This window comes from Paenibacillus sp. LX16, assembly GCF_036252815.1.
Taxonomy (GTDB): domain Bacteria; phylum Bacillota; class Bacilli; order Paenibacillales; family Paenibacillaceae; genus Paenibacillus; species Paenibacillus polymyxa_B.
Genome location: NZ_CP141152.1, coordinates 5,212,011 through 5,234,265, shown reverse-complemented (window position 1 = coordinate 5,234,265; position 22,255 = coordinate 5,212,011). Strand labels below are relative to the sequence as shown.

The 22,255-nt window shown below is 46.5% G+C and carries 16 protein-coding genes; 14 read left to right on the top strand and 2 right to left on the bottom strand.

Annotation, left to right across the window (positions count from 1 at the left end; all coding sequences use genetic code 11):
* The first annotated feature begins 5 nt into the window (after nucleotides 1–5).
* The 4 genes from T3H97_RS23475 (at nucleotide 6) to T3H97_RS23460 (ending at nucleotide 4,731) form a co-directional block, all read left to right on the top strand.
* Nucleotides 6–1,013, top strand: coding sequence for a glycosyltransferase family 2 protein (locus T3H97_RS23475; protein ID WP_025721702.1), 1,008 nt, complete (start codon nucleotides 6–8; stop codon nucleotides 1,011–1,013).
* Complete coding sequence (locus T3H97_RS23470) at nucleotides 976–1,395, top strand: GtrA family protein (RefSeq protein WP_328801013.1); 420 nt, start codon at nucleotides 976–978, stop codon at nucleotides 1,393–1,395. The genes T3H97_RS23475 and T3H97_RS23470 overlap by 38 nt, the downstream gene beginning before the upstream one ends.
* Nucleotides 1,392–2,993: an ArnT family glycosyltransferase gene (locus T3H97_RS23465; protein WP_328801012.1), complete on the top strand. Its 1,602-nt coding sequence runs from the start codon at nucleotides 1,392–1,394 to the stop codon at nucleotides 2,991–2,993. The genes T3H97_RS23470 and T3H97_RS23465 overlap by 4 nt, the downstream gene beginning before the upstream one ends.
* 103 nt (nucleotides 2,994–3,096) lie before the next feature.
* A complete protein-coding gene (locus T3H97_RS23460; protein WP_328801011.1) occupies nucleotides 3,097–4,731 on the top strand; it encodes a glycosyltransferase family 39 protein in 1,635 nt (544 codons plus the stop codon).
* 78 nt (nucleotides 4,732–4,809) lie between these two features.
* Here the strand turns inward: T3H97_RS23460 and T3H97_RS23455 are convergent, their stop codons facing one another.
* Nucleotides 4,810–5,598 (bottom strand): alpha/beta hydrolase, encoded by a 789-nt coding sequence (locus T3H97_RS23455; protein WP_328801010.1) that lies wholly within the window; start codon nucleotides 5,596–5,598, stop codon nucleotides 4,810–4,812.
* A gap of 266 nt (nucleotides 5,599–5,864) precedes the next feature.
* Here T3H97_RS23455 and T3H97_RS23450 point away from each other — a divergent pair, with 266 nt between their 5' ends.
* The gene (locus T3H97_RS23450) at nucleotides 5,865–7,025 is read left to right on the top strand and encodes an S-layer homology domain-containing protein (RefSeq protein ID WP_328801009.1); all 1,161 of its coding nucleotides are present in this window, start codon (nucleotides 5,865–5,867) and stop codon (nucleotides 7,023–7,025) included.
* Between the two features lie 71 nt (nucleotides 7,026–7,096).
* Here T3H97_RS23450 and T3H97_RS23445 read toward each other — a convergent pair whose 3' ends face one another.
* Nucleotides 7,097–8,515, bottom strand: a complete 1,419-nt coding sequence (locus T3H97_RS23445) for a VanW family protein (protein WP_328801008.1) — start codon at nucleotides 8,513–8,515, stop codon at nucleotides 7,097–7,099.
* A 224-nt stretch (nucleotides 8,516–8,739) separates the two neighbouring features.
* Here T3H97_RS23445 and ftsE point away from each other — a divergent pair, with 224 nt between their 5' ends.
* The 9 genes from ftsE to T3H97_RS23400 all read left to right on the top strand — a co-directional run bounded on the left by ftsE (nucleotide 8,740) and on the right by T3H97_RS23400 (nucleotide 22,203).
* On the top strand, nucleotides 8,740–9,426 hold the full coding sequence (gene ftsE / locus T3H97_RS23440) for a cell division ATP-binding protein FtsE (RefSeq protein WP_023990620.1): 687 nt from the start codon (nucleotides 8,740–8,742) through the stop codon (nucleotides 9,424–9,426).
* Nucleotides 9,416–10,333, top strand: coding sequence for a permease-like cell division protein FtsX (gene ftsX / locus T3H97_RS23435; protein ID WP_013312238.1), 918 nt, complete (start codon nucleotides 9,416–9,418; stop codon nucleotides 10,331–10,333). Before ftsE ends, ftsX begins: the two co-directional genes overlap by 11 nt.
* 85 nt (nucleotides 10,334–10,418) lie before the next feature.
* On the top strand, nucleotides 10,419–11,702 hold the full coding sequence (locus T3H97_RS23430; RefSeq protein WP_328801007.1) for a peptidoglycan DD-metalloendopeptidase family protein: 1,284 nt from the start codon (nucleotides 10,419–10,421) through the stop codon (nucleotides 11,700–11,702).
* A gap of 206 nt (nucleotides 11,703–11,908) precedes the next feature.
* Nucleotides 11,909–13,375 (top strand): S41 family peptidase, encoded by a 1,467-nt coding sequence (locus T3H97_RS23425; RefSeq protein ID WP_328801006.1) that lies wholly within the window; start codon nucleotides 11,909–11,911, stop codon nucleotides 13,373–13,375.
* A gap of 165 nt (nucleotides 13,376–13,540) precedes the next feature.
* A complete protein-coding gene (locus T3H97_RS23420; protein WP_328801005.1) occupies nucleotides 13,541–14,857 on the top strand; it encodes a PDZ domain-containing protein in 1,317 nt (438 codons plus the stop codon).
* A gap of 177 nt (nucleotides 14,858–15,034) precedes the next feature.
* Entirely contained in the window at nucleotides 15,035–15,592 is a 558-nt protein-coding gene (locus T3H97_RS23415) for a class I SAM-dependent methyltransferase (protein WP_103047466.1), read from the top strand.
* Between the two features lie 272 nt (nucleotides 15,593–15,864).
* Nucleotides 15,865–16,248 carry a hypothetical protein gene (locus tag T3H97_RS23410; RefSeq protein WP_029514546.1) on the top strand — a complete coding sequence of 128 codons (384 nt, stop codon included), beginning with the start codon at nucleotides 15,865–15,867 and terminating at the stop codon, nucleotides 16,246–16,248.
* 303 nt (nucleotides 16,249–16,551) lie between these two features.
* Nucleotides 16,552–20,616 (top strand): glycosyl hydrolase, encoded by a 4,065-nt coding sequence (locus tag T3H97_RS23405; protein ID WP_328801004.1) that lies wholly within the window; start codon nucleotides 16,552–16,554, stop codon nucleotides 20,614–20,616.
* Nucleotides 20,617–20,805: 189 nt separating this feature from the next.
* Entirely contained in the window at nucleotides 20,806–22,203 is a 1,398-nt protein-coding gene (locus T3H97_RS23400) for a helix-turn-helix domain-containing protein (protein ID WP_328801003.1), read from the top strand.
* Nucleotides 22,204–22,255 lie beyond the last annotated feature (52 nt).

Below are 22,255 nucleotides of genomic sequence, written 5' to 3'. Positions count from 1 at the left end.
CAAGAATGGAGACAAAAACACCTTTTTTATCCGTCGTCATTCCCATGTACAATGAAAGCTCGCATCTCGAGCGTTCACTTAAGGTAATTGATGGGGTACTGTCTGTTGTCACCTCACGTTATGAGCTCATCATTGTAGATGATGGTTCCAAGGACGATACGTGGCTTAAGCTGTCCGAATTGTCCCGTCGTATGCCCTCTTTGCTCGCGCTCCGGCTGAGTCGGAACTTCGGTAAGGAGCTGGCATTGTGCGCAGGTCTGGAAAATGCCTCTGGCGATGCAATCATTGTCATGGACGGTGATTTGCAGCATCCTCCTGAAATGATTGGAGAAATGGTACGTTTATGGCAAAATGAAGGTTATGATTTGGTCGAATGTGTAAAAGAATTCCGGGGAGAAGAGTCGGTGGGCAAAAAGCTCGGTGCTTCATTGTTCTACGCGACCCTGAACCGCTTGACGGGCTTTAATCTCAAGGATGCCTCCGATTATAAGCTACTGGATCGAAGAGTGGTGGATGCCTGGATGGCGATGCCAGAACGGATGCCGTTTTTCCGCGGAATGACGGCCTGGCTCGGTTTCCGTAAAACCCAGATTTCATTCCGGGTGGCTCCACGCGAAGAGGGGCCAAGCCGCTGGAGTCCGTTAGGGCTGATTCGACTGGCAGCGGAAGCGATCGTTTCGTTTTCGACAGTACCGTTGCGGGTAGTAAGTCTGATGGGCCTCATTTTTATGCTGATTTCAGTCGTATTGGGGATTCAGACCTTAATGCGTAAATTAACGGGTGACGCTGTGACCGGTTTTACCACTGTGATTTTGCTGCTCTTGATTATTGGCAGTGTACTCATGCTGTCGATTGGAGTGGTAGGAGAATATATTGCCGCCATATATCACGAAGTCAAAGCTAGGCCTCGCTATCTGATAGCAGATAAACGGGCGAATGCTGACCGATTGTGGGTGGATAGGGAGTTTAATCAACATGATCAGACGTTCATATCTAAAGTATCCAATCATTAAATACGGTATTGTGGGGTTGCTGGGTACAGGTATCCATGTTGGTGTGCTTGTGCTGCTGGTGGAGCTGTTTACGGTACCAGCAGTAACGGCTACTACAATCGGATTCGTGGTTACATTGCTCGTTTCGTATGTGCTGAACCGAAACTGGACGTTCGAGCCTACCGGCGAGGGAAGCCGCACCCAGTTTCTTAAATATTTATTGGTCTGTACCTGTGGCATGCTCTTAAATGCCGCTCTGATGTACGTGACCATTCACTGGATCGGTTGGTCGTATCTGATCGGTGAAGTACTAACTACCATCATCGTGCCTGTTCATAATTATTTCTGGAACCGCTACTGGATCTTCTCCGTTCCGCAACAGCGTCAGAAAGAGGTTTCATGATTTTAAGAAAACACGGAAAATTGCTGTCATTGTTTGCTTTTATTGCTGCTCTTGAACTGGCGGTGGGTGTGTATTTTGCATGGCATCTTGGCTATATGCATACCGATGCGCTCAGTCGAGTGGCTAATGCATTTTATGTGCTATACAGTCGTGATCCACACTTGGGTGCTATCGGGTTTGTATGGAATCCGCTGCCCAGTTTGATGGAACTGATCGTGCTGTTGTTTTATCCTTTATTTCCAGTACTCGCTTCCCACGGGCTGGCGGCAGTAATTGTGAGCAGCCTGTTTGCAGGGGCGAGCGCGGCATTATTGTATGCGACGGGCAAACAGTTGGGGCTTCACGGTGCAACCAGTTTGCTGATTGCGCTCTTATTTTCACTGAATCCATTTATGTTTCTGTTTGGCTTCAACGGCTTAAGTGACTCGCCATATATCTTTTTCATCCTGTTGACAGTGAGTCGATTTTGTATGTGGTTGAAGGATCGCAAGGCGGCGAATTTGATCGTATCCGGTTTTGCGCTTGCACTGGCATTTTGGGTACGCTATGAAGCGGTCCCGCTTGGCGTTGCGATGGCTTTGGGTGTATTGCTGACGATCTTTTTTCTGCATCGGTGGCGTACAAACAGAGAAAGGGTTAGAACGGAATTGTCTTTAAAAGAGCGCCTGTACAAGGTGGAAGCGACATGGCTTCTATTGTTGTTGCCACTTGTCTTTTCCGGTCTGCTGTGGCTCTTTTTTAACTGGATTATCATGGGCGATCCGCTTTACTTTTTACGCTCGCAATATTCCAATTCCACACAATCCGCGGCTTTGTTGGAGGATCAACGCTTTGTGGCCATGTTCGCCCACCCTGTGCTGATGCTAAAGTTCATCGGGCAACGAACCTTATGGTATGCTGCTCCGTTGATTGCCATTTTGCTCATACGATTGTTGGACAAACGTCTGTTGAGTTGGAGTACGTTAACGCTACTGGCCATTTTTTTATCGGTGCCAGGACTTCAGCTTTTGCTGATGCTCATGCAGTCTTCTTTTGGCTGGTTCCGATATTTTATGTATGTATTCCCGATTACGGTAGCTTGGTTGCCATATGAGCTAAGTTTATTGAAAAGAAAAATGAGGGGGATCGGAATCTCACTGGTAACAGCAGGAATGTTGGTAACAGCAGGCTTGTTATCCTACGCACTGACGAACCCCGCGATTGCAGCAGATGAACACAGCTATTTGACGCATAGTGGTAATGAAAGCTACGAACGTCAAATTATTGAGCGGAAAATAGCGCCGTGGCTGGATGAGTATTATGGTTCATCTCTCATTTTGACTGATTCTTATGCAGCCTATCCGATCATTTTGAGCAGCAAAATTCCGAAGAAGTTTATGATTACGAGTGATTATGATTTTGGGGAATCTTTAATGGATCTGCCTGCTTCCAAGGTGGATTATGTCTTGGTCACGCGCTTGGTGGATGGGGTACCGCTGGATCAGGTAAACCGGAGCTATCCTGATTTGTTCGAAAAGGGAGCGTCGTGGGCCTCACTGGTACATGACTTTGACGGGCAGTGGCGACTGTACAAAATAGAGCATGAAGAATCGAAATAATTATTATATTTTAGTGTATCGTAGCGGAGGGAAGAATACAGCTGTAGGGTGTGAGCAGGCTACAGCTGTATCACCGCAAGAAGTTTGAGGGGGAACGAGAGGAATGTCCTTTCGCAAATGGTCTGCAAGCAGATGGATGGCTATAGGTCTGTTTGTATTTATACTTGCATTGGAGCTGTCTGCGGGCATCTATTTCAGCTATGTTCTGGGATATATGCACACAGACGCGCTCAGTCGCGTAGCTAATGCATTTTATGTGTTGTACAGCCGTGACCCGCATCTGGGCGCAATCGGATTTATCTGGAATCCATTACCCAGTCTTCTGGAAATGGTGATTCTACTGCTGTATCCAATCTTTCCGGCATTAGCCACCTATGGATTGGCTGCTATCATTCTTAGTGCTACCTTTGCCGCTTTGACCGCTATGTTGCTGTATCGGGCGGGGGTCAGAACAGGGCTTAGCTCAGGGATGAGCATCATGCTGGCACTGTTGTATGCACTGAATCCGTTTATTTTACTGTTTGGTGCCAACGGGCTGAGCGATTCGCTATACATATACTTCATTATGATGACGGTGATTGAGTTTGCATTGTGGCTCAAGGATCGTATGACGGCAAGTCTGATTGTTTCTGGATTAGCGCTTGCCATGGCGTTCTGGACTCGCTATGAAGCGGTTCCTCTGGGCGTGGCAATGGCAGGTGGCGTGGTCTTGGCGGTTCTGTTTCTCCATCGAAACATGGGCAGACGCGAGCTGGCCTTGCGAGAAAAACTGCACAAGGTCGAAGCAACTTGGTTACTGCTTCTGCTCCCTGTGGTCTTCTCCGGGCTGTTGTGGATTTTCTTTAACTATCTCATTATGGGGAATGCCCTGTATTTCCTGAATTCGGAGTATTCGAACACGGCCCAATCGGCAGAGCTACTAAATGATGATAAGTTTGTAGAGATTTTCTCCAATCCGCTGGTGGCCTTAAAATTTATCGCCTCCAAAACACTCTGGTATTCGGTACCGTTGTTGGCTATTCTGATCATTCGTCTGTTGAGTGGACGCTTGTTCCGATGGGGAACACTGATTATTTTGCTGCTGTTCCTATCAGTGCCGGGGTTGCAGTTTTTACTCATGATGAAGCAATCTTCGTATGGATGGTTTCGTTATTTTATGTACGTGTTCCCAATTACCGTAGCCTGGTTGCCCTATGAGCTGAGCCAGCTTCAGGGACGATGGCGGAGGGCAGCCTTTGGCCTAGTGTCCGTCAGTCTGCTGCTTACCGCTGGATTACTTTCCTATGCCTTGACTCGCCCGGATATTGCACCGGATGAGAACAGCTTTCTCACACGGACAGGTAATGTGAACTATGTGAGACAGGAGTCGGATCGTAAGATTGCCGTTTGGTTGGATGAGTATCTGCCGAAGTCTACTATTATGACCGATTCGGCTTCAGCCTACACCATGATTGTCTACAGCCAATATCCCAAACGCTTCCTGATCACCAGCGATTATTCGTTCAATAAGGCATTAAGTTATCCGCAGGACAACCATGTGGATTATATCCTTGTACCTAAGATTATGTCAGGCATGCCACTGAGTAAAATCAATATGGTATATCCGAATTTGTATGAAAAAGGTGCTCCATGGGTCCAGCTTGAACGTGAGTTTAACGGTGAGTGGCGCTTGTACAAGGTGCTACCCAAGTCACTAACTAAAGCATCTCCCTCGACGGAGATCACGACAAACCCCTAATGTCCATAACAAATCCCCTGAGCCTACTCCCTTCGCCATGGTGCGATGAGGGAAGCTGCGGGGATTTTTTTAACCTGTTTAGTGCTCTTTGAGTGGTAGCCACGCCAGTACATCCTGAATTTTGGTGTCCCAGTATCCCCATTCATGAGCCCCAGGACCTTCTTCGTAGGTCAGCGGAACTCCGGCAGTATTACATGTTTCACGGAAAGTCTGATTTCCCTTATATAGGAAATCCTCCGTGCCGCAAAATTGGTAAAGCCGGGGAAGCGAGGTCCCCAAGGTAGCATGACGTTGTAACAGTTCCAGCAAGTCGTGATCTGTTCCGCGTATTTCATCTGGACCAAAAATGTTAAGCCATTCCGCTGGACTCATCGCATTTTGCATAGGATCGGTGCGTGATGCGTGTAAATCCATGACTCCCGAAAGGCTGGCAGCGGCTGCAAAACGCTCTGGATGCTGGAGTGCCAGTTTGAAAGCACCATATCCACCCATAGAAAGCCCGGCTACAAAATTGTCTTCACGCTTGTCGGACAGAGGAAAGAATGAACGTGCCAAAGACGGCAATTCTTCACTGATAAAGGTCCAATAAGCCGCTCCTTGCTCCATATTCGTATAGAAACTTCGATGTACCTGGGGCATGACGACAGCTAGGCCCAATGAGGCGACATAGCGTTCAATGGAGGTTCGACGCAACCAGGTTGAATCATCGTCCGACAGGCCATGCAGCAAATACAGCGTTGGATGTGGCCCGGTTCCTTGCTTGCCCTCAAGTCCAATTTGCGAACGGGTTGCCTGAGGAAGAATAACATGCATGGATGTGCTCAGGCCAAGAACTTCCGAATAAAACTGACATTGAATAAGAGCCATAAGAAGACCTCTTTTCCTAGGGTTTTGTGACCTTATTGCGGTGTTCCAGCATATGACCGAGTATTCATTCAGTATACCTTAGCCTGTCTAAATATACATATCCAAGTGGATGACTAGGCATTAAGTCCCGTATCTTGTTTATCCTACAATAGGAGGGCTTGTGGTTATATGGGACGATTTTTTTAATTTGGGGGTTATTTGGGTTTGATTTCTGGTAAAGTGTTTAAAAAAGATTGATGAATCCAATCAGAGGAGGAATTTATAGCATGGGGAAAAAGTTAAGAAACACAGTTACGGGTGTATTAAGTACAGGTCTTATTCTTAGCGCATTCAGCGCAGCGGCAGCGGCTCCGCAAACTACAAATGGTCATTGGGCAGGAGATCAGGTGGAACGCTGGACGGCTACAGGACAATTGAATGCAGCTGTGAAACCGGATGCGGCGATCACACGTGCAGAATTTATCGTTCTTCTGAACCGTAGCTTGGGTACGTTCACGCAGGATACTCCAGCTGTGACAGACGTAACGTATGCGGACAGTGTAAAAGTAAACGGTAATGGAGGCAGAAAGTTCACAGATGTACCAGCTTCTCACTGGGCATACAACGAGCTGACAAGTGCCGTGAATGCAGGTTACATAAGCGGCTATGCAGATAACAAGCTCAAACCAAATGGTAAGGTAACACGTCAAGAGGCTGCGGCTATCGTAGGCAAAGCTATTGGACTCACTGCGGGTAACGCAGCAGATGTTACTAAATTTATTGACTCCGACAAAATTGGATCTTGGGCAAAGAAAAGTGTAGCGGCAGCTGCGGAGCAAAAAATCATCAACGGTTATCCGGATGGTAAATTTCAGCCACTGAAGTCGCTGACTCGTGCAGAGGCAATTGCTATTCTGGACGCTGCTTCCGGCTACAATCTGAGCCCTGTTGATAATCTGACGACGACTCCTGGTGGAACGGTAACGGATTCCACATACAGCAACGTGACAGATTCCACTTATGGTAACACGTCGACTACTTCTGGCAGCGGAACAGAAGATAGCAGCACAAGTACAAGCACAGACAACACGACTACGACTACTACGGATAACTCTACAACAACAGAGACAACTACAAATACCGATACGACTACAGATAACACTACAGACACAGCCGCTGAAGCGGATGCTGCTTCGAGTACACTGAAAGTCAACAATGTGTATGATGGAGAAGGTACAATTACGGGGACAGCTAAAGCAGGTTCCACAGTTACTGCCTATTCCAACGATCTGCCTATCGGTAGTGCAGTAGCCAAAGATGACGGCACATTTAGTATCAGTGTGCTTACTCAAAAAGCAACGGTTAGACTGGTAATCAAAGCTAAAGATGCAGACGGCAATGAAAGTGAGCCTGTAGAAATTTCTGTTTTGGGTAAACGCAGCGAGTAATTTATAGCTAAAATCCCCCTTTCACTCTGTCTGGAACAAGTCCAGCCGACAGTGGAAGGGGGATTTTTCGTTTATTCGCTTATACCGTCCTCGACAATAGACTTCTCGGGTTCACGTGTTTGTGGCTCAGACGATGTGCCACCGCCATAACTAGCTATAATGCGTTGCTGCGCTCGGTACGTATCGCGGCTGATTCGGGTGCGCTCGACGGCTTTCCCATCTACCTTTTTCACTCGAAATGTTTCTACCACATACCCTTCTTTGCCCTGCCGAAGTACTTGATAGAAGCCGGGGGAAAGTGAGTCATTACGGAGTCTTTTCTCCGGTATGGGAAGTACGCGAACCGTATGGGATTCCAGTTCATACGAAATATTGGACGGAAATGTACCGAAAAATTTAACAGTAAGCGTTCGGTTTTGGACAGCCGCACGAAGTAGTAAATGCTTGCCTGTATTGTTTCTAAAACGAAAATTAATGGACCCTGTAGCAAAAGTCGCATCCTGACCTTTGGGCAGGTAGCTGACTGGCAAAGAATGGTTGCGGCGCTCGAGAATGTCCAAACCGACTCGCAGTGCTGCATTATACACCGTGCTGGATACCTGACAAATCCCGCCGCCTATGCCGGACTCCAACCGACCGTTCACGATTACTGGAGCTTCACGAAAGCCATGAGTGCGCTCAGCCTTGGTAATCAAATGGCCGTAGTCAAAAATGTCACCCGGCTTGAGAATTAAACCATCAACGGTGCTTGCCGCTGAATTAACGTTATAGACGCGTCCTTCCGAGCTACTGCCGAGACTGGTGGAGAACTGGACAATTTTGCGCTCAATCCCTTCGTTGCGTAGACTGTCCACCGAAATTTTCGGTTCCAGCTGACGGAAAGGTAATTCCACTCGTACGGGCTCTTCCGAAGCGGTAAAATCCTTGGGCAGCGCCTTATCTAGTGCGGCGTCCAATCTGGGCCAATCTAGGCGTCGGGCAGAGCGCCCCGGAATATAACGAACCTGATCATTCCCGTCAATCTGTCGCACAGCATTGATAGGCATGCCATATCGTTGCTCCTCCCAATCGGCTCCGAATTGGGCCCTTAATATCTCCTCCTGTCGGAAAGATGTGATAGACCATTCCTTCTCGAAGCTAAAACGTGTCTGCACACGAGTCCATAGATGCTCCGAGCTGAGTGCCTTCACGGCATTCCGAAATGCCTCCGCTTTATAATGAATTCCTGCTTCCCCGAGTGTAATTTTTATATCCTGTGCACTGCTGTCACTGTCCGTCAGAAGCAGTGGACGTTGCTTCAATGCATCCAATTTTTTATCCACAAGCCGAAGAGCGGCTGTGTGATCCATGCTTCCTACGTTAATTTCTCCGACCCTCACTCCCTCCGGTAACGTTTGTCTGTCGGCGTACAGATGAAGTCCTCCCCACAACATGGCCAGCGCCAGAACACTAGACCATATCCAAATGACAGATAAATGAATTTTTTTCATAATGCAGATGTCTCCTGTCTGATAAGCTTGATAGCGTACTCGTGTGCCATAATATTCATATATATGTGCCAAAAGCAGAAAACTTTCGGTACTATTTAGGTAACAAATTTGTTACAATGATAAACGGTATGATGAAATAGAGAAGTTTTTAAAGGAAATGCATGGAATATGTCGAATGGATATTAGGTTATGCGTAATATGATTAAGCAACGGGAAGTGATCGAGTGATTGAAATGCAGGATGTGTGGAAGACCTATACTAACGGAACCCACGCACTTCAAGGAGTATCGGTCAGAATTGACCGTAATGAATTTGTATACGTAGTCGGCCCGTCTGGAGCGGGGAAATCGACTTTTATGAAGCTTATTTATAGAGAAGAAGTACCTACCAAGGGGCAAATTTCAGTCAATGGTTTTAATATCGGGAAGCTCAAGCAGCGTAAAATCCCCTACGTTCGTCGTAACATCGGAGTCATTTTTCAGGATTTCCGGCTTTTGCCGCGTTTGACGGCTTATGAGAATGTGGCTTTTGCTATGGAAGTTATTGAAGCTCCCAAGAAGCTGATTCGCAAACGGGTACCAGAAGTGCTTGAACTGGTTGGCTTGAAAACAAAAATGAATCGCGAGCCTGCCCAGCTTTCCGGTGGGGAGCAACAGCGTGTAGCGATTGCACGGGCCATCGTAAACAATCCTTCCGTGATCATTGCCGATGAACCTACGGGAAATCTGGACCCCGAAACATCGTGGGAGATCATGCAGTTGCTGGACGAAATTAATTTTCGGGGCACGACTATTGTAATGGCGACCCACAATAAGGACATCGTGAACTCCATGCGTAAACGTGTGATTGCCATTGAAAATGGCAACATCGTAAGGGATCAGGTAAGAGGGGAGTACGGATATGACTTTTAATACCTTCTTACGTCATGTGCGGGAAGGTTTCAAAAACATATTCCGCAATGGCTGGATGTCCGTGGCATCCGTCACCTCGATTATTGTGTCATTACTTATATTGGGCGTATTTATCATGCTGGTGCTCAACGTCAATTCCCTGGCTGATCAGGCAGATAGTCAGGTGGAGGTTAACGTATTTCTGGAGCTAAATGTAGAGCAGAACATGCGCGAAACACTGCAAAAGGAAATTGCGGCGATGCCGGAAATCAGCAAAACGACCTTTGTGACTAAAGCTCAGGGTTTGGAGGAGCTGCGCAAAGATCTGGGAGACAGTGGCAAGGAGCTGCTGGAGGGTTTTGATAAGGACAGCAATCCGTTACCGGACAAAATTGTAGTAGAAGTTATTGAACCAACAACGGTTCCATTTGTGGCCGAAAAGATTGAGAAGCTGAATACGTTGCATCCAGAGAAGCCGATTTTAAAGGTTCGTTATGGAAAAGGCACCGTAGAGACACTCTTTACGATTACGAAGCTCATTCGTAATGTAGGCTTTATATTCGTCGCCGGACTGGCGATCATGTCCATGTTCCTTATCTCGAATACGATTCGAGTGACCATATTGGCACGACGCAGAGAGATTGGCATTATGAAGCTGGTCGGTGCGACCAACTTTTTTATACGCTGGCCGTTTTTTATCGAAGGTGCGCTTATCGGTCTCATTGGTTCCTTGATTACCGTAGGTATTTTATTTACTGGCTATCAGCGTTTGCTCACAGCCGTACAGGGTGATATAGCTCTGAATATGTTGAAGCTTATGCCACTTGAAGGCATTTGGATTCAGTTGAGTGCATTGCTGATTATTTTGGGGATGCTGGTCGGAATTGTTGGCAGTACCCTATCCATGCGCAAGTTCTTAAAAGTATAAGAAGCGCTGGTTGGACGTCGTGGTCGATATCAATTAGTACGGGGAAGCCCGGTGTTATTTTGCGATAAAGGATGGGGAGTGCAAGTTGAAAAAAACAGGATCTGTGTTGGCCGCTACCTTGGTAGCCGCATTGCTAATCCAGCCTTCTGACGGATATGCCAAAAGCATGAGTGAAATCAATTCGCAGCTGAACAAATTGGAAAAGCAGGCCCAATCTGCCAAGCAACAACAGGAAAAGGCTGCTCAAGATAAACAGTATGCCCAACATTACAAAAATAAAACCGTGCAAAACCTGAAAATTGTGCTTGCCCAGATTAACAGCGTCAGTGATCAGCTGACTCGTGTTGCGGTTCAGATTGATCAAACGGAAGATAATCTGCGTGCGACCAAAAAAGATTTAGCTGAGGCCATTGATCGTATCCAGTCACGGGAAAAAATGCTGGAAACTCGTGTGCGTTTGATGTATACGGATGGAACGGTTTCATATATGGACGTGCTTATGTCTTCATCCAGTTTTAGTGACTTTCTCAGCCGGGTAGATTCCCTGAAAACGATCGTGGAGCAGGATCAAATTTTGTTGGACGAGCATAAGAAGGACAAGGCTCTGGTCGTAAGCAAGAAGAAACAGCTGGACACGGAATATAAAAATGCCAAGAAGCTGTATGCGCTCAAGCAGGACGCCAAAGCAGAACTGAATTCGAAAGAGAAAGAGAAGCAAAGACTGATTTCCAATTATGATCATGATATAGCTGAGTCAGATGAAATCAGCGAAGAGCAAAATGACATGCTGGTAGCACTCGCTAACAAACGTGTGGGTCTGGTGCAGGAGAAGAACAAGCTCAGAGCGGAGCAGGCTGCCAAAGCAGCACGCGCTAGAGCGGCTGCACGTGCGGCTGAAGCCAAACGGTATGCATCTTCCTCGTCAGGCGCCGCCTCGAATTCCAGCCATGCGGCAGCCAGTACGTATACAGGTGGATCAGGCACGTTGGCTTTACCTGTATCCCATTACCGACTCTCATCTACTTTTGGTATGCGGGTGCATCCGATTACCGGCAAGCTTAAAGGCCATACCGGTATAGATATGGCGGCTCCGCAGGGAACCGATATTCATGCAGCAGAAGACGGTGTTGTCATTGTTGCAGAATGGTGGAGTGGCTATGGAAACACGGTTGTGATTGACCATGGAGACGGGCTATGGACCCTATACGGACACATTCGCAATGGCGGTACGGTGGTTCATACCGGGCAGACTGTGAAACGGGGTCAAAAAATTGCAGAAGTTGGTTCGACAGGCAATTCCACAGGACCTCACTGTCATTTTGAGGTGCGCGAAAATAACAAACCTGTAAATCCGATGAACTATTTATAGTAGATAAGGTAAGCCCTATTTATAGCCATTACGGTTGTAGATAGGGCTTTGCTGTAATGGTTAATATCCGATGAAGAACATGTGCATTGCGACACGGAGTAGGATACAATTAACATATTCCGTACAAGCTAGACGTATACTTCGTGGATGGACATGCGTTGTAAGGCAATAGGATACAAGATAATGAGAAGGCGGTGGACGATTAGATGTTGAAAAAAAGTACAGCGATACTCTTGATGGTGATCGGGCTGCTTGGCGGCAGTCTGCTCACTTTTGCCTATACTGGAACGACTACAGTAGGGAACAGCGCTCTGGGCGAAGGACTGCTGGCGAGTGTGACAGGTAGCAATTCTACCTCCAGAAGTGATATCCGCAAAATCGAGACGGCGATGGACCTGATTCAGGGACAATATTATCAGGATGTGGATCGTACCAAGCTGGTGGATGGCGCCATCAATGGTATGATGGAGTCGCTCGGTGACCCGTATTCCTCTTATATGGGTAAAGAAACTGCCCAACAATTCGAGCAATCCATTGAAGGTTCTTTTACCGGGATCGGAGCCGAAGTAGCTACCGAAAATGGGAAAGTAGTTGTAGTCACGCCAATTAAAGGCTCTCCGGCTGAAAAGGCAGGGTTACGCTCTAAGGATATTATTTTGTCTGTTAATGGTGAAACACTGGACGGATTGGATCTAAACAAGGCCGTTTCCAAAATCCGTGGACCTAAAGGCAGTCAGGCGAAAGTCAAAATTCAGCGCAGTGGTTCTCCTGATCCGCTCGAATACACGATTACCCGTGACAACATTGATATGGAAACTGTAACGGCTCATATGGAAAGCGGTGGTGTAGGTGTCATTACGATCACCCAGTTCTCCTTAAATACGGCAGAACGCTTCAAGGAAGAGTTAGCCAAGCTGGAGAAACGAGGGCTTAAAGGACTCGTCATTGACGTGCGTAATAACCCAGGTGGCGTGCTTTCCGTCGTCATTGAGATTGCGCAGCAATTTGTACCTTCCGGCAAAACGATTGTACAAGTGGAAGACAAGAATCAGAAGCGTGAAGAAGAGAAATCCAAAGGTTCACGCAAAAATTACCCTGTGACTTTGCTAATGAATAAAGGTAGCGCAAGTGCGTCCGAAATTCTGGCAGGTGCTCTCCAGCAATCAGCAGGTGCTGTGTTGATCGGGGAAAATTCCTTTGGTAAAGGTACTGTACAAACCAGCTATGACAAGCAAATGGGTGACGGTAGCCTGCTCAAAATCACGATTGCCAAATGGTTAACGCCAAATGGAACGTGGATTCATAAAAAAGGGATTAAGCCGAATATTGCGGTGGAACAGCCTGAGTACTTTACAGCAGCACCGTTGAACAAGGAAAAGTCCTTGAAATACAATATGAATAGTAGTGATGTGAAAAATGCACAAATCATTCTGCAAGGCTTGGGTTACAAACCAGGTCGCGAGGATGGCTATTTTGACAAAGTAACTGAAAGCTCTGTTATTGCTTTCCAAAAACAAGCGAAGCTGACGGCTAGCGGCATCATTGATGCGAAGACAGCAGCAGCGATGGAAGCCAAGCTGATTGAGAAAATCCGTGATCCGAAAAATGATAATCAACTCAAGCAGGGGATTGAAGAGATTCGGAAGGAAATGAAGACAAGCGTAGCGAAATAATAGTGAGGCTACAACAAGGGGGCTGGAAACAGCCTCCTTTTATATTGGGATTTATTTGAAGACTGTCGGTTTGTCTTCCCTACGTTGGCAATTTCATATAGAATAAATGGATATGAAATGTACGTGATCCGCTATACAGCGGGCCAGGGGCATAAGGGAGTGTGAATGGACTTGGAATGGGCATTACAATGGGGATGGAGCGTCTTGAATGCTTGCTTATACCTGCTTATGCAGCCGTTTTATTATATCTCGATACTCATTGTCGCACTCGGCTATCGTCGGCAAATGCTGCTAGAGCGTAAGCTATTTCATACCAAAATGCATAGCTGGGCTGCAGAGACCTGGCGTGTCGTATGGAGTGGTTTGCTTGCTGGAATGGCGCTATCTGCTCTGGGAATGTTCGTCAGCGTGCATCTGAACTCAGCTTCCATCGTGTGCCTGTGGGTAGCGACATTACTGCTCATGCTGGTACGCGTCCGTTACCTGTGTCTCGCTTATTCGGTAGGTCTGCTAGGTGTGGTTCAATTTTTCTTAAACGTGGCCAGTGGCTGGCAACCTGGAGGAGCGCTCGGAACATCAGTAGCAGCAATCCGCGGATTGGATATTCCAGCACTGTTGGTGTTGGTCGCCGTGCTGCATGTGGCTGAAGCGCTGTTGGTTCGCTGGCAAGGAGGGAAGGCGGCCACTCCGCTGTTTGTCGAGGGCAAACGGGGAAGATTGGTTGGCGGCTATCGTATGGAAGACCTCTGGCCCATTCCGTTGTTGTTGCTGGTACCGACTCAGGGAGGATTCACGCTTCCCTGGACACCTTTGTTCGGCGGCGATGCCGGAACTGGGTATATGCTGGCAGCCTTGCCAGTCCTGATGGGCTTCAGCAGCGTGACGCTAGGCCAGCTACCACGACAGAAGGCGGTACTTACTTCGAACCGTTTGCTCATGTACAGTGTGGCTTTACTTCTGCTGAGCTTGCTGGTTGCATGGTGGAGTCCGCTGATATTGTTAGCAGCGTTATTCTCCTTTCTGGCTCATGAGGCGCTGATCTGGTATGGTAATATAGAGGAAAGTCGTCTTAGCCCGATGTTTGTCCATCCAGAGCAAGGGATGCGGGTCCTCGCTGTGCTGCCAGACAGTCCGGCGACAGCCATGGGCATACTGCCGGGCGAGGCCATTTACCGCGTGAATGGGATTGTTGTGAATACCCGTGCCGAGTTACACCAGGCCTTGCGGATCAACTCTGCTTTTTGCAAGCTGGAGGTACGCAATCTGCAGGGCGAGAGCAAGTTTGTGCAGCGAGGCATGTACGATGGGGATCATCACCAGCTAGGGGTCGTGCTTGCACCGGATGCAGACGCGAGCTGGGCCGTATCCATACAGCCAGCCTCCATCTATCGGATTGTTGCCATGCATATAGGCGCACGACGACGTAAAGCTGGACAGGCATCACAGGCAGAGGGTGCACATTTGGATACCATGGACAAATAGATTTTACAACAAGAGGGTAGTCATTATTTGATTAGAGTCGAATAAGGCTACGCTCTTTTTATATGCCGACAGTAGCCTGCTTGAAATCAATATTCTGATCGGTATACAATGAATGTGTAATAAGAAGCGTTGATGAACCGAATGCCTATCATGTGTGTCAAGCAGGGAGAGGAAAAGATGAACGCGATCCACTTTATTCGAGAGTACATCAGGCATCCACGCAGCGTAGGCGCTGTTATACCCAGCTCAAGACAGTTGGCCAGACAAATTGCCACACCGATTTACTTTGACAAAGCATCGTGCATTATTGAATATGGTGCAGGGACCGGTGTGTTTACGCAAGAGCTTATTTTGAACAAGCGTCCAGAAACGCTACTTTTAGTGATTGAAGCTAATGAATCGTTTTACAAAACGCTACAAAGCAAGTACGGACACTTGGAGAGGGTACACATTATTCATGGATCGGCTGAGCATGTAGCGCAGTATATACGACAGTATGAGGTCCCAAAAGTGGATTATGTCGTGTCAGGGCTCCCTTTCACCAGCTTGCCCGCTGCATTATCCAGCCTCATTTTGGGACAAACGGCTGAGGTTTTGGGCCAGGAAGGCAAATTTATTACGTTCCAGTACAGCAAGGTCAAACATAATTTTTTTCGCACCTTTTTTGCTGACATTCAGATTAAAAAGGTAAACTGCAATGTCCCGCCCGCTTATGTGTTCACTTGCAGCCTGTAACCTTGCAGCTATGTAGAGGATTAGAATAAATACGATGTGTATATACGGATGGTTATGAGAAGACTTGGTCAGCGTCATTGAGATGCTGAAACGGTCTTTTTTTGTTGTGCACTTTTATGGATATATAAGGAGGGGATATGTTAAAAAGCAAAATTCATTTAAGGAATCATATTTTAAAATGGGGCTTAACCTATATATTACATAAGATGGAACCTGCTAGATTTTTGTAAGATTCATGATAAATCTGAACTTTTGTTAAAGGAGATTTATATATGGTAAAACCGCTGATATTCATGCGTTGGTGTGAGTACTATAAGTTAAGTGACCGTGAGACGGATTTTGTATCTTTTTTTATGATGAATTTCTCGGCTGCCCGTTCAGGCAATCAACCGAAGCTTAGGGAGCAGTTTGTTGAAATTCAGAAAAAAACCTTTCCTGAATACCCGTTTGATATTACCCCGGAAGAACTGGATTACTCCAAATTCGAAGGCTTGATGAAGCAAGTGCTGAAAATTCATTTTGACACGGCCGAGCTGCTATACTCCTTTTACCTCCAAAAGCTGTGCGCACCTTTAGCAGAATACATTTTATCCACTGGGGAATCAGAGCCTGCACGCATCTATTATAAGCTTATTCAAAAGGATAAAGTGCGCTAGGGAAGACGAGTGTGGATGAGCAAGAGCTATTGGGATACCTCAAGCTATATGGTTATTTAAGAAATTAATACTAGCTAATTAAAACAATAGTTAAAAATGTCAATATACCTTTGTGTTAAGGTAATATTATAAATCCAGTTTCAAAGAAAGAGGGTGTTGTTTTCGACTGGAACATTTCAAGCACGGATATGACGCTGCAACGGAACGATAAGCTCGTTTGGGGACAGGGAAGGGGCCTTAAAGCCTCAAGGAGGGGCATTCGTATGGGTGCCGCTCTTTTTAAATTGAAGGGAGGAAAATGGCATGAAGGAGAAAAATAGTAGTAGTATTTGGTCCAAACGTTCCAAATGGCTGCCTGTCGTCATGGCATGCACGATTATAGTAGGGGGTGCTCTACCGACTCCAACTGTAGTTCACGGTCAAACGGCAAAGACTGTTACCATTAAAGTCGATACATCCAAGGATCGTAAGCCTATTAGCCCTTATATTTACGGTACGAATCAGGAGTTGGCAGGCGATGAGAATCTGACTGCTAGACGACTTGGTGGCAATCGAATGACCGGATATAACTGGGAAAACAATATGTCCAATGCAGGAAGCGACTGGATGCAGTCCAGCGATAGCTATTTATGCGACAACGCCGGATTGACAAAAGCCGAATGTGAAAAGCCAGGTGCGGTGGCAACCTCGTTTCACGATCAATCGCTGAAGCAGGGCACATATTCTTTAGTCACACTGCCGATGGCCGGTTATGTGGCCAAGGATGGAAACGGAAGTGTGCAGGAAAGCGAAAAGGCTCCTTCCGCTCGGTGGAATGAGGTCGTAAACGCTAAAAATGCGCCGTTTCAATTGCAGCCTGATCTGAAAGACAATCAGGTTTATGCGGATGAATTCGTCAACTTTTTAGTGAAAAAGTACGGCGTTGCTTCAACAAAAACGGGCGTGAAAGGATACTCGCTCGACAATGAACCCGCTCTCTGGTCGCATACGCATCCGCGCATTCATGGTGAAAAGGTCGGAGCGAAAGAGTTGGTAGAGCGGTCGGTAAGTTTATCCAAAGCCGTTAAGGCGGTTGACGCGGGTGCGGAAATTTTTGGGCCCGTTCTTTACGGTTTTGGCGCCTATAAAGATCTCCAAACTGCACCTGATTGGAACTCTGTAAAAGGCAACTACAGCTGGTTCGTGGACTATTACCTCGATCAAATGCGCCTCAGCTCGCAAGCCGAAGGCAAGAGATTGCTGGATGTCTTCGATGTACACTGGTATCCTGAAGCGATGGGCGGAGGCATACGAATTACAAATGAGGTAGGCAACGACGAAACGAAGAAAGCTAGAATGCAAGCGCCTCGTACTTTGTGGGATCCGACCTACAAGGAAGATAGCTGGATCGCTCAATGGAACAGTGAATTCTTGCCTTTACTGCCTCGATTAAAGCAGTCGGTGGATAAGTATTACCCAGGAACCAAGCTAGCTTTGACTGAATATAGCTATGGTGGCGAAAATGATATTTCCGGCGGTATCGCTATGGCCGATGTGCTGGGCATCTTGGGCAAAAACGACGTTTATATGGCAAACTACTGGAAGTTAAAGGATGGTGCCAACAACTACGTTAGTGCCGCTTACAAGCTTTACCGCAATTATGACGGAAAAAGCTCTACTTTCGGTGATATCAGCGTTAATGCGCAAACGTCGGATATTGTTAATAGCTCGGTGCATGCTTCCGTAACGGATGCATCCTACAAAGAACTACACCTCGTCGTCATGAATAAAAGCATGGACAGCGCATTCGACGCCCAATTTGATCTTTCCGGTGAGACGACTTACGGTTCCGGTAAAGTATGGGGCTTCGACAAAAATAGCTCGCAAATTAAAGAAGCAGCGCCAATTACGCAAATTTCAGGCAACCGCTTTACCTATACAGTACCACCTTTGACGGCTTATCACATCGTGTTGACTGCCGACAATGATACGTCTGTGCCACCTGTGGAAGGTCCTGAAAGCTTTGCGCTGAGAGCTGAGGCTGGCGATGGGAAAGTCGATTTATCCTGGGAGGCTTCCAGCGGAGTTGTAAGTTACAGTGTACAGCGGGCAACGTATGAAAACGGTCCTTTTGCTGCTGTAGCATCCAACTTGGTCGAAACGTCTTATACGGATACGAACGTAACGAACGGCACTCCTTATTATTATAAAATAACCGCAAAAACAAAGGCGGGAACGAGCGAATCCAATGTTTTGAAAGCGGTTCCTCAAACGCCTGTAGATGGACAGGATCGCTATGAAGCCGAAGATGGCACGCTGAAGGGAACCATTGTGGAATCGAGCGGGACCGGCTTCTCCGGTACTGGTTATGTAACTAATTTTCACAATGCAGGGGATTCCCTGACGATGACGATCCAGGCAGAGGCGGCAGGCTTGTACAATCTTACAATCGGCTACCGTTCGCCTCATGATGACAAACGCACCAACTTCTCTTTAAACGGCAAAGCGTTTGGCGAGCTGATACTTTCGAAATCGGCTGATTTTAAAGAAACTTCGGGTGGTAAGGTTCTATTGAATGCAGGGGCGAATACGATCGGTTTTGAAACAGGCTGGGGCTGGTATGATATCGACTACGTCAAGCTGGAGCCAGCTGCTGACCGGCCACCGCATGCTGTAACCAAAACGCTCACCAATCCGAATGCGACAGTAGAAGCAAGAGCCTTAATGAACTACCTGGTCGATCAATACGGGAAGAATATGCTTTCCGGTCAAGAGGAAATAAACGAAATTGATTGGCTTCAAGCCAATGTAGGTAAAAAGCCAGCTATTGCAGCGCTTGACCTGATCGACTATTCGCCAAGCAGAGCGGAGCACGGTCTTAGTTCCACAGAGGCGGAAAAGGCAATTGAATGGGATAAACAAGGGGGCATCGTTACCTTTGCATGGCACTGGAACGCTCCGAAAGGTCTGATCGATACGCAGGGAAAAGAATGGTGGAGAGGCTTCTATGCCGATTCGACTACATTCGATATCGAATATGCGATGAATCATCCAGAGTCGGAAGATTATAAATTGCTTATTCGCGACATCGATGTGATTGCAGGGCAATTGAAGAAGTTGCAGGATGCGAAAGTTCCTGTCCTGTTCCGTCCTTTGCACGAAGCGGAAGGCAAATGGTTCTGGTGGGGCGCCAAAGGTCCTGAGCCTGTTAAAAAATTGTATATTTTGATGCACGACCGTTTGACGAATGTGCACAAATTGAACAATCTGATCTGGGTCTGGAACTCTGTTGCTCCGGATTGGTATCCGGGAGACGAGTATGTGGATATTTTGAGCTTTGACTCTTATCCGCATGCAGGCGACTACAGCCCGCAGATTGCAAAATACGAAGACCTTGTTACATTAGGCAAGGACAAAAAGTTAGTTGCCATGAGCGAAAACGGACCTATTCCAGATCCTGATCTGATGAAGGCGTATCAAGCCCATTGGAGCTGGTTCGCTACATGGTATGGGGATTTCCTGAGAGACGGCAAACAAAACAGCCTTGAGCATCTGAAAAAAGTGTATAATCATCCGAACGTCATCACGCTTGAAAAGCTCCCGACTAACTTAAAAACGTATGGCATTACCGAGCAGCCGTCAGTACCGGGCAGTTTTACGCTGAGCGCCGCAGGCGAAACGGCGAAAGTAAAGCTGAGCTGGACAGCATCGGCGAATGCGGCAAGCTATGAAGTGAAGCGCTCGACGGCTGAAAACGGCGCGTTCGCCACAGTAGCGAGCGATGTATACGGAAGCAGCTACACCGACACAGCCGTAACAGCAGACACGACGTACTATTACCAAGTCGTAGCGAAGAACGATGCAGGACAAACGTTTTCGAACACGGCTAGCGCAGCGCCGAAAGCGGATACTCAGCAGCCAACAACGGGACTGGTGCTCCAGTATCGCACAGCGGATACAAATGTGAACGACAATCACTTGAACCCGCATTTCCAAATTGTAAACAAAGGCACAGCCTCTGTACCGATCAACGAGTTGAAACTTCGCTACTACTACACGATCGACGGTGACCGCGCGCAGACATTCAACTGCGACTATGCTACGCTGAGCTGCTCGAAGCTGAATGGTAAGCTGGTTAAAATGGATAAAGCTGTAGGAGACGCTGATTATTATTTGGAAGTCAGCTTCAACTCGGATGCAGGCGTGTTAGCCTCTGGAGGAAGCACGGGCGGAATTCAAACTCGTATTCATAAAGCAGACTGGTCGAACTATAATGAAAGTGACGATTACTCGTATAAAGGCACGCAAACTTCATTCGCCGATCATACGAAAGCAACGTTGTATCATAATGGCGTACTTGTTTGGGGAACCGAACCGACAGCTAATTAAGACAGGCGTCCATCGTTGAAGTGAGCAGGGGATTTAGTACCCACCTGCTCATTTTTTTTGTACAAAAACCCTCCAAGAGATATGTTTGATTATTATATTCAAGTTTAAGAAATCACGAACTAAAATTGCCTTATAATGCTATAAGAGACGGAAAATATAATTTTTTTAAGTAGAAAGAGGGGGATTGAAATGGAACATACACCTACGATCCGCTCGAAGATAGAGACCGAACTAAAGCAAAGGGGATATACATTTAGCAGCTTTAGTAAAATATCCGGTATTAACCGTGGTACATTTAGCACCATGCTGAACAGCAACCCGCCCAAGCCCATCTCCGTTCGGCAGATTGACTTGATTACCAAGGCATTGGAGTATCCCGAGGGCTGGCTGTATGAGTTGTACATAGATGAATGCTTTTACGAGGGAAAAGGGCACTGGAAACGGATTAAGCCTTTTTTAATGCGTTGTGTGGAGTTAGGAAGAAAGGACTGTATTCGAAGGGTATTGTCGAGGCTAACCGAGGACTTGTCCTATGTGTCGACGGTATTTGAGTTTGCAGAAGAGTTACATTTTGAAGGCAGAGAAAAGGAAGCGATCCCTTTTTACGAGTGTGTGATAGAAAACGAAAGATATTACCACTCGGAGCGGCTGGCTGTCAGCCAATATAGGCTATTTTCTTGCTCTTTAAACAAAGATCTGGAGAATAATCGTCAACAAGCTATAAAATTTGCTCCATATCGCAGAAACTTGCCTGAAAATCATCAACTGGATGCTTTATTAAAGCTGGCAAATGTGTACTACCAAGTTGATGACTGTGAGACAACTATACAATATACAAGAGAACTTGAGGTAATTGCTACAAATATTTATCAGCAACAGATTCAGGCTAGATTAAGAAAACGTGAAGTTAAGCCTCTAAATACAGAAAGACATCTAATCGTCTATTATGGTCAAGCCTATTTAACGCAGGGGAATGCCTACGAGAAACAGGGGTTATACAAAAAAGCTATGGAGTTCATCCCCTACTATGCAAATTTAACTGATTTTGAAGGTCTAGATGAGGTTGGTATGTTAGAGGCACGGAAATTTGAAATGTGGGCGGAAGCAAACCGCTTGAATTTAGAAATTCTGATGGGAGATATGAGTAATTTACCTGCCTATGTGGAACTTATTGGGAATAATCCTCAGGAAATATTACTTGGACTACTAACCATAATAGAGTCGGCCAATACCTACAATTACACAGTAGACGATATTTTGATCAATTTTGCTGAGAATATTAATGAATCTAGGAACTTACGCACAAATATTTCTTATTATATGACGAACTATGACCTAGTGACCTATTCTCGCTTTTTTCTCGAGCTTAGTCGCTATTATTTTAATAAGGGAAACTATTCTGAGGCGATCGATAGTATGTTGAACAGTCTCAAAGCAACCTCACAGTTGAATGATAAGGCTTTCTATATCAGGTCTATCACGTTATTGTTTGAGAAATACAAAGACCATTCGACACATGAACAACGGGCAGAATATGAAAAAGTACTTAAAGCTGTCGAATATAACATTAAGCAAATGACGCCTTAAAACTCAAAAAGGCTATGTACTTTTCTACTATAGGTAGAGAGACATAGCCTTT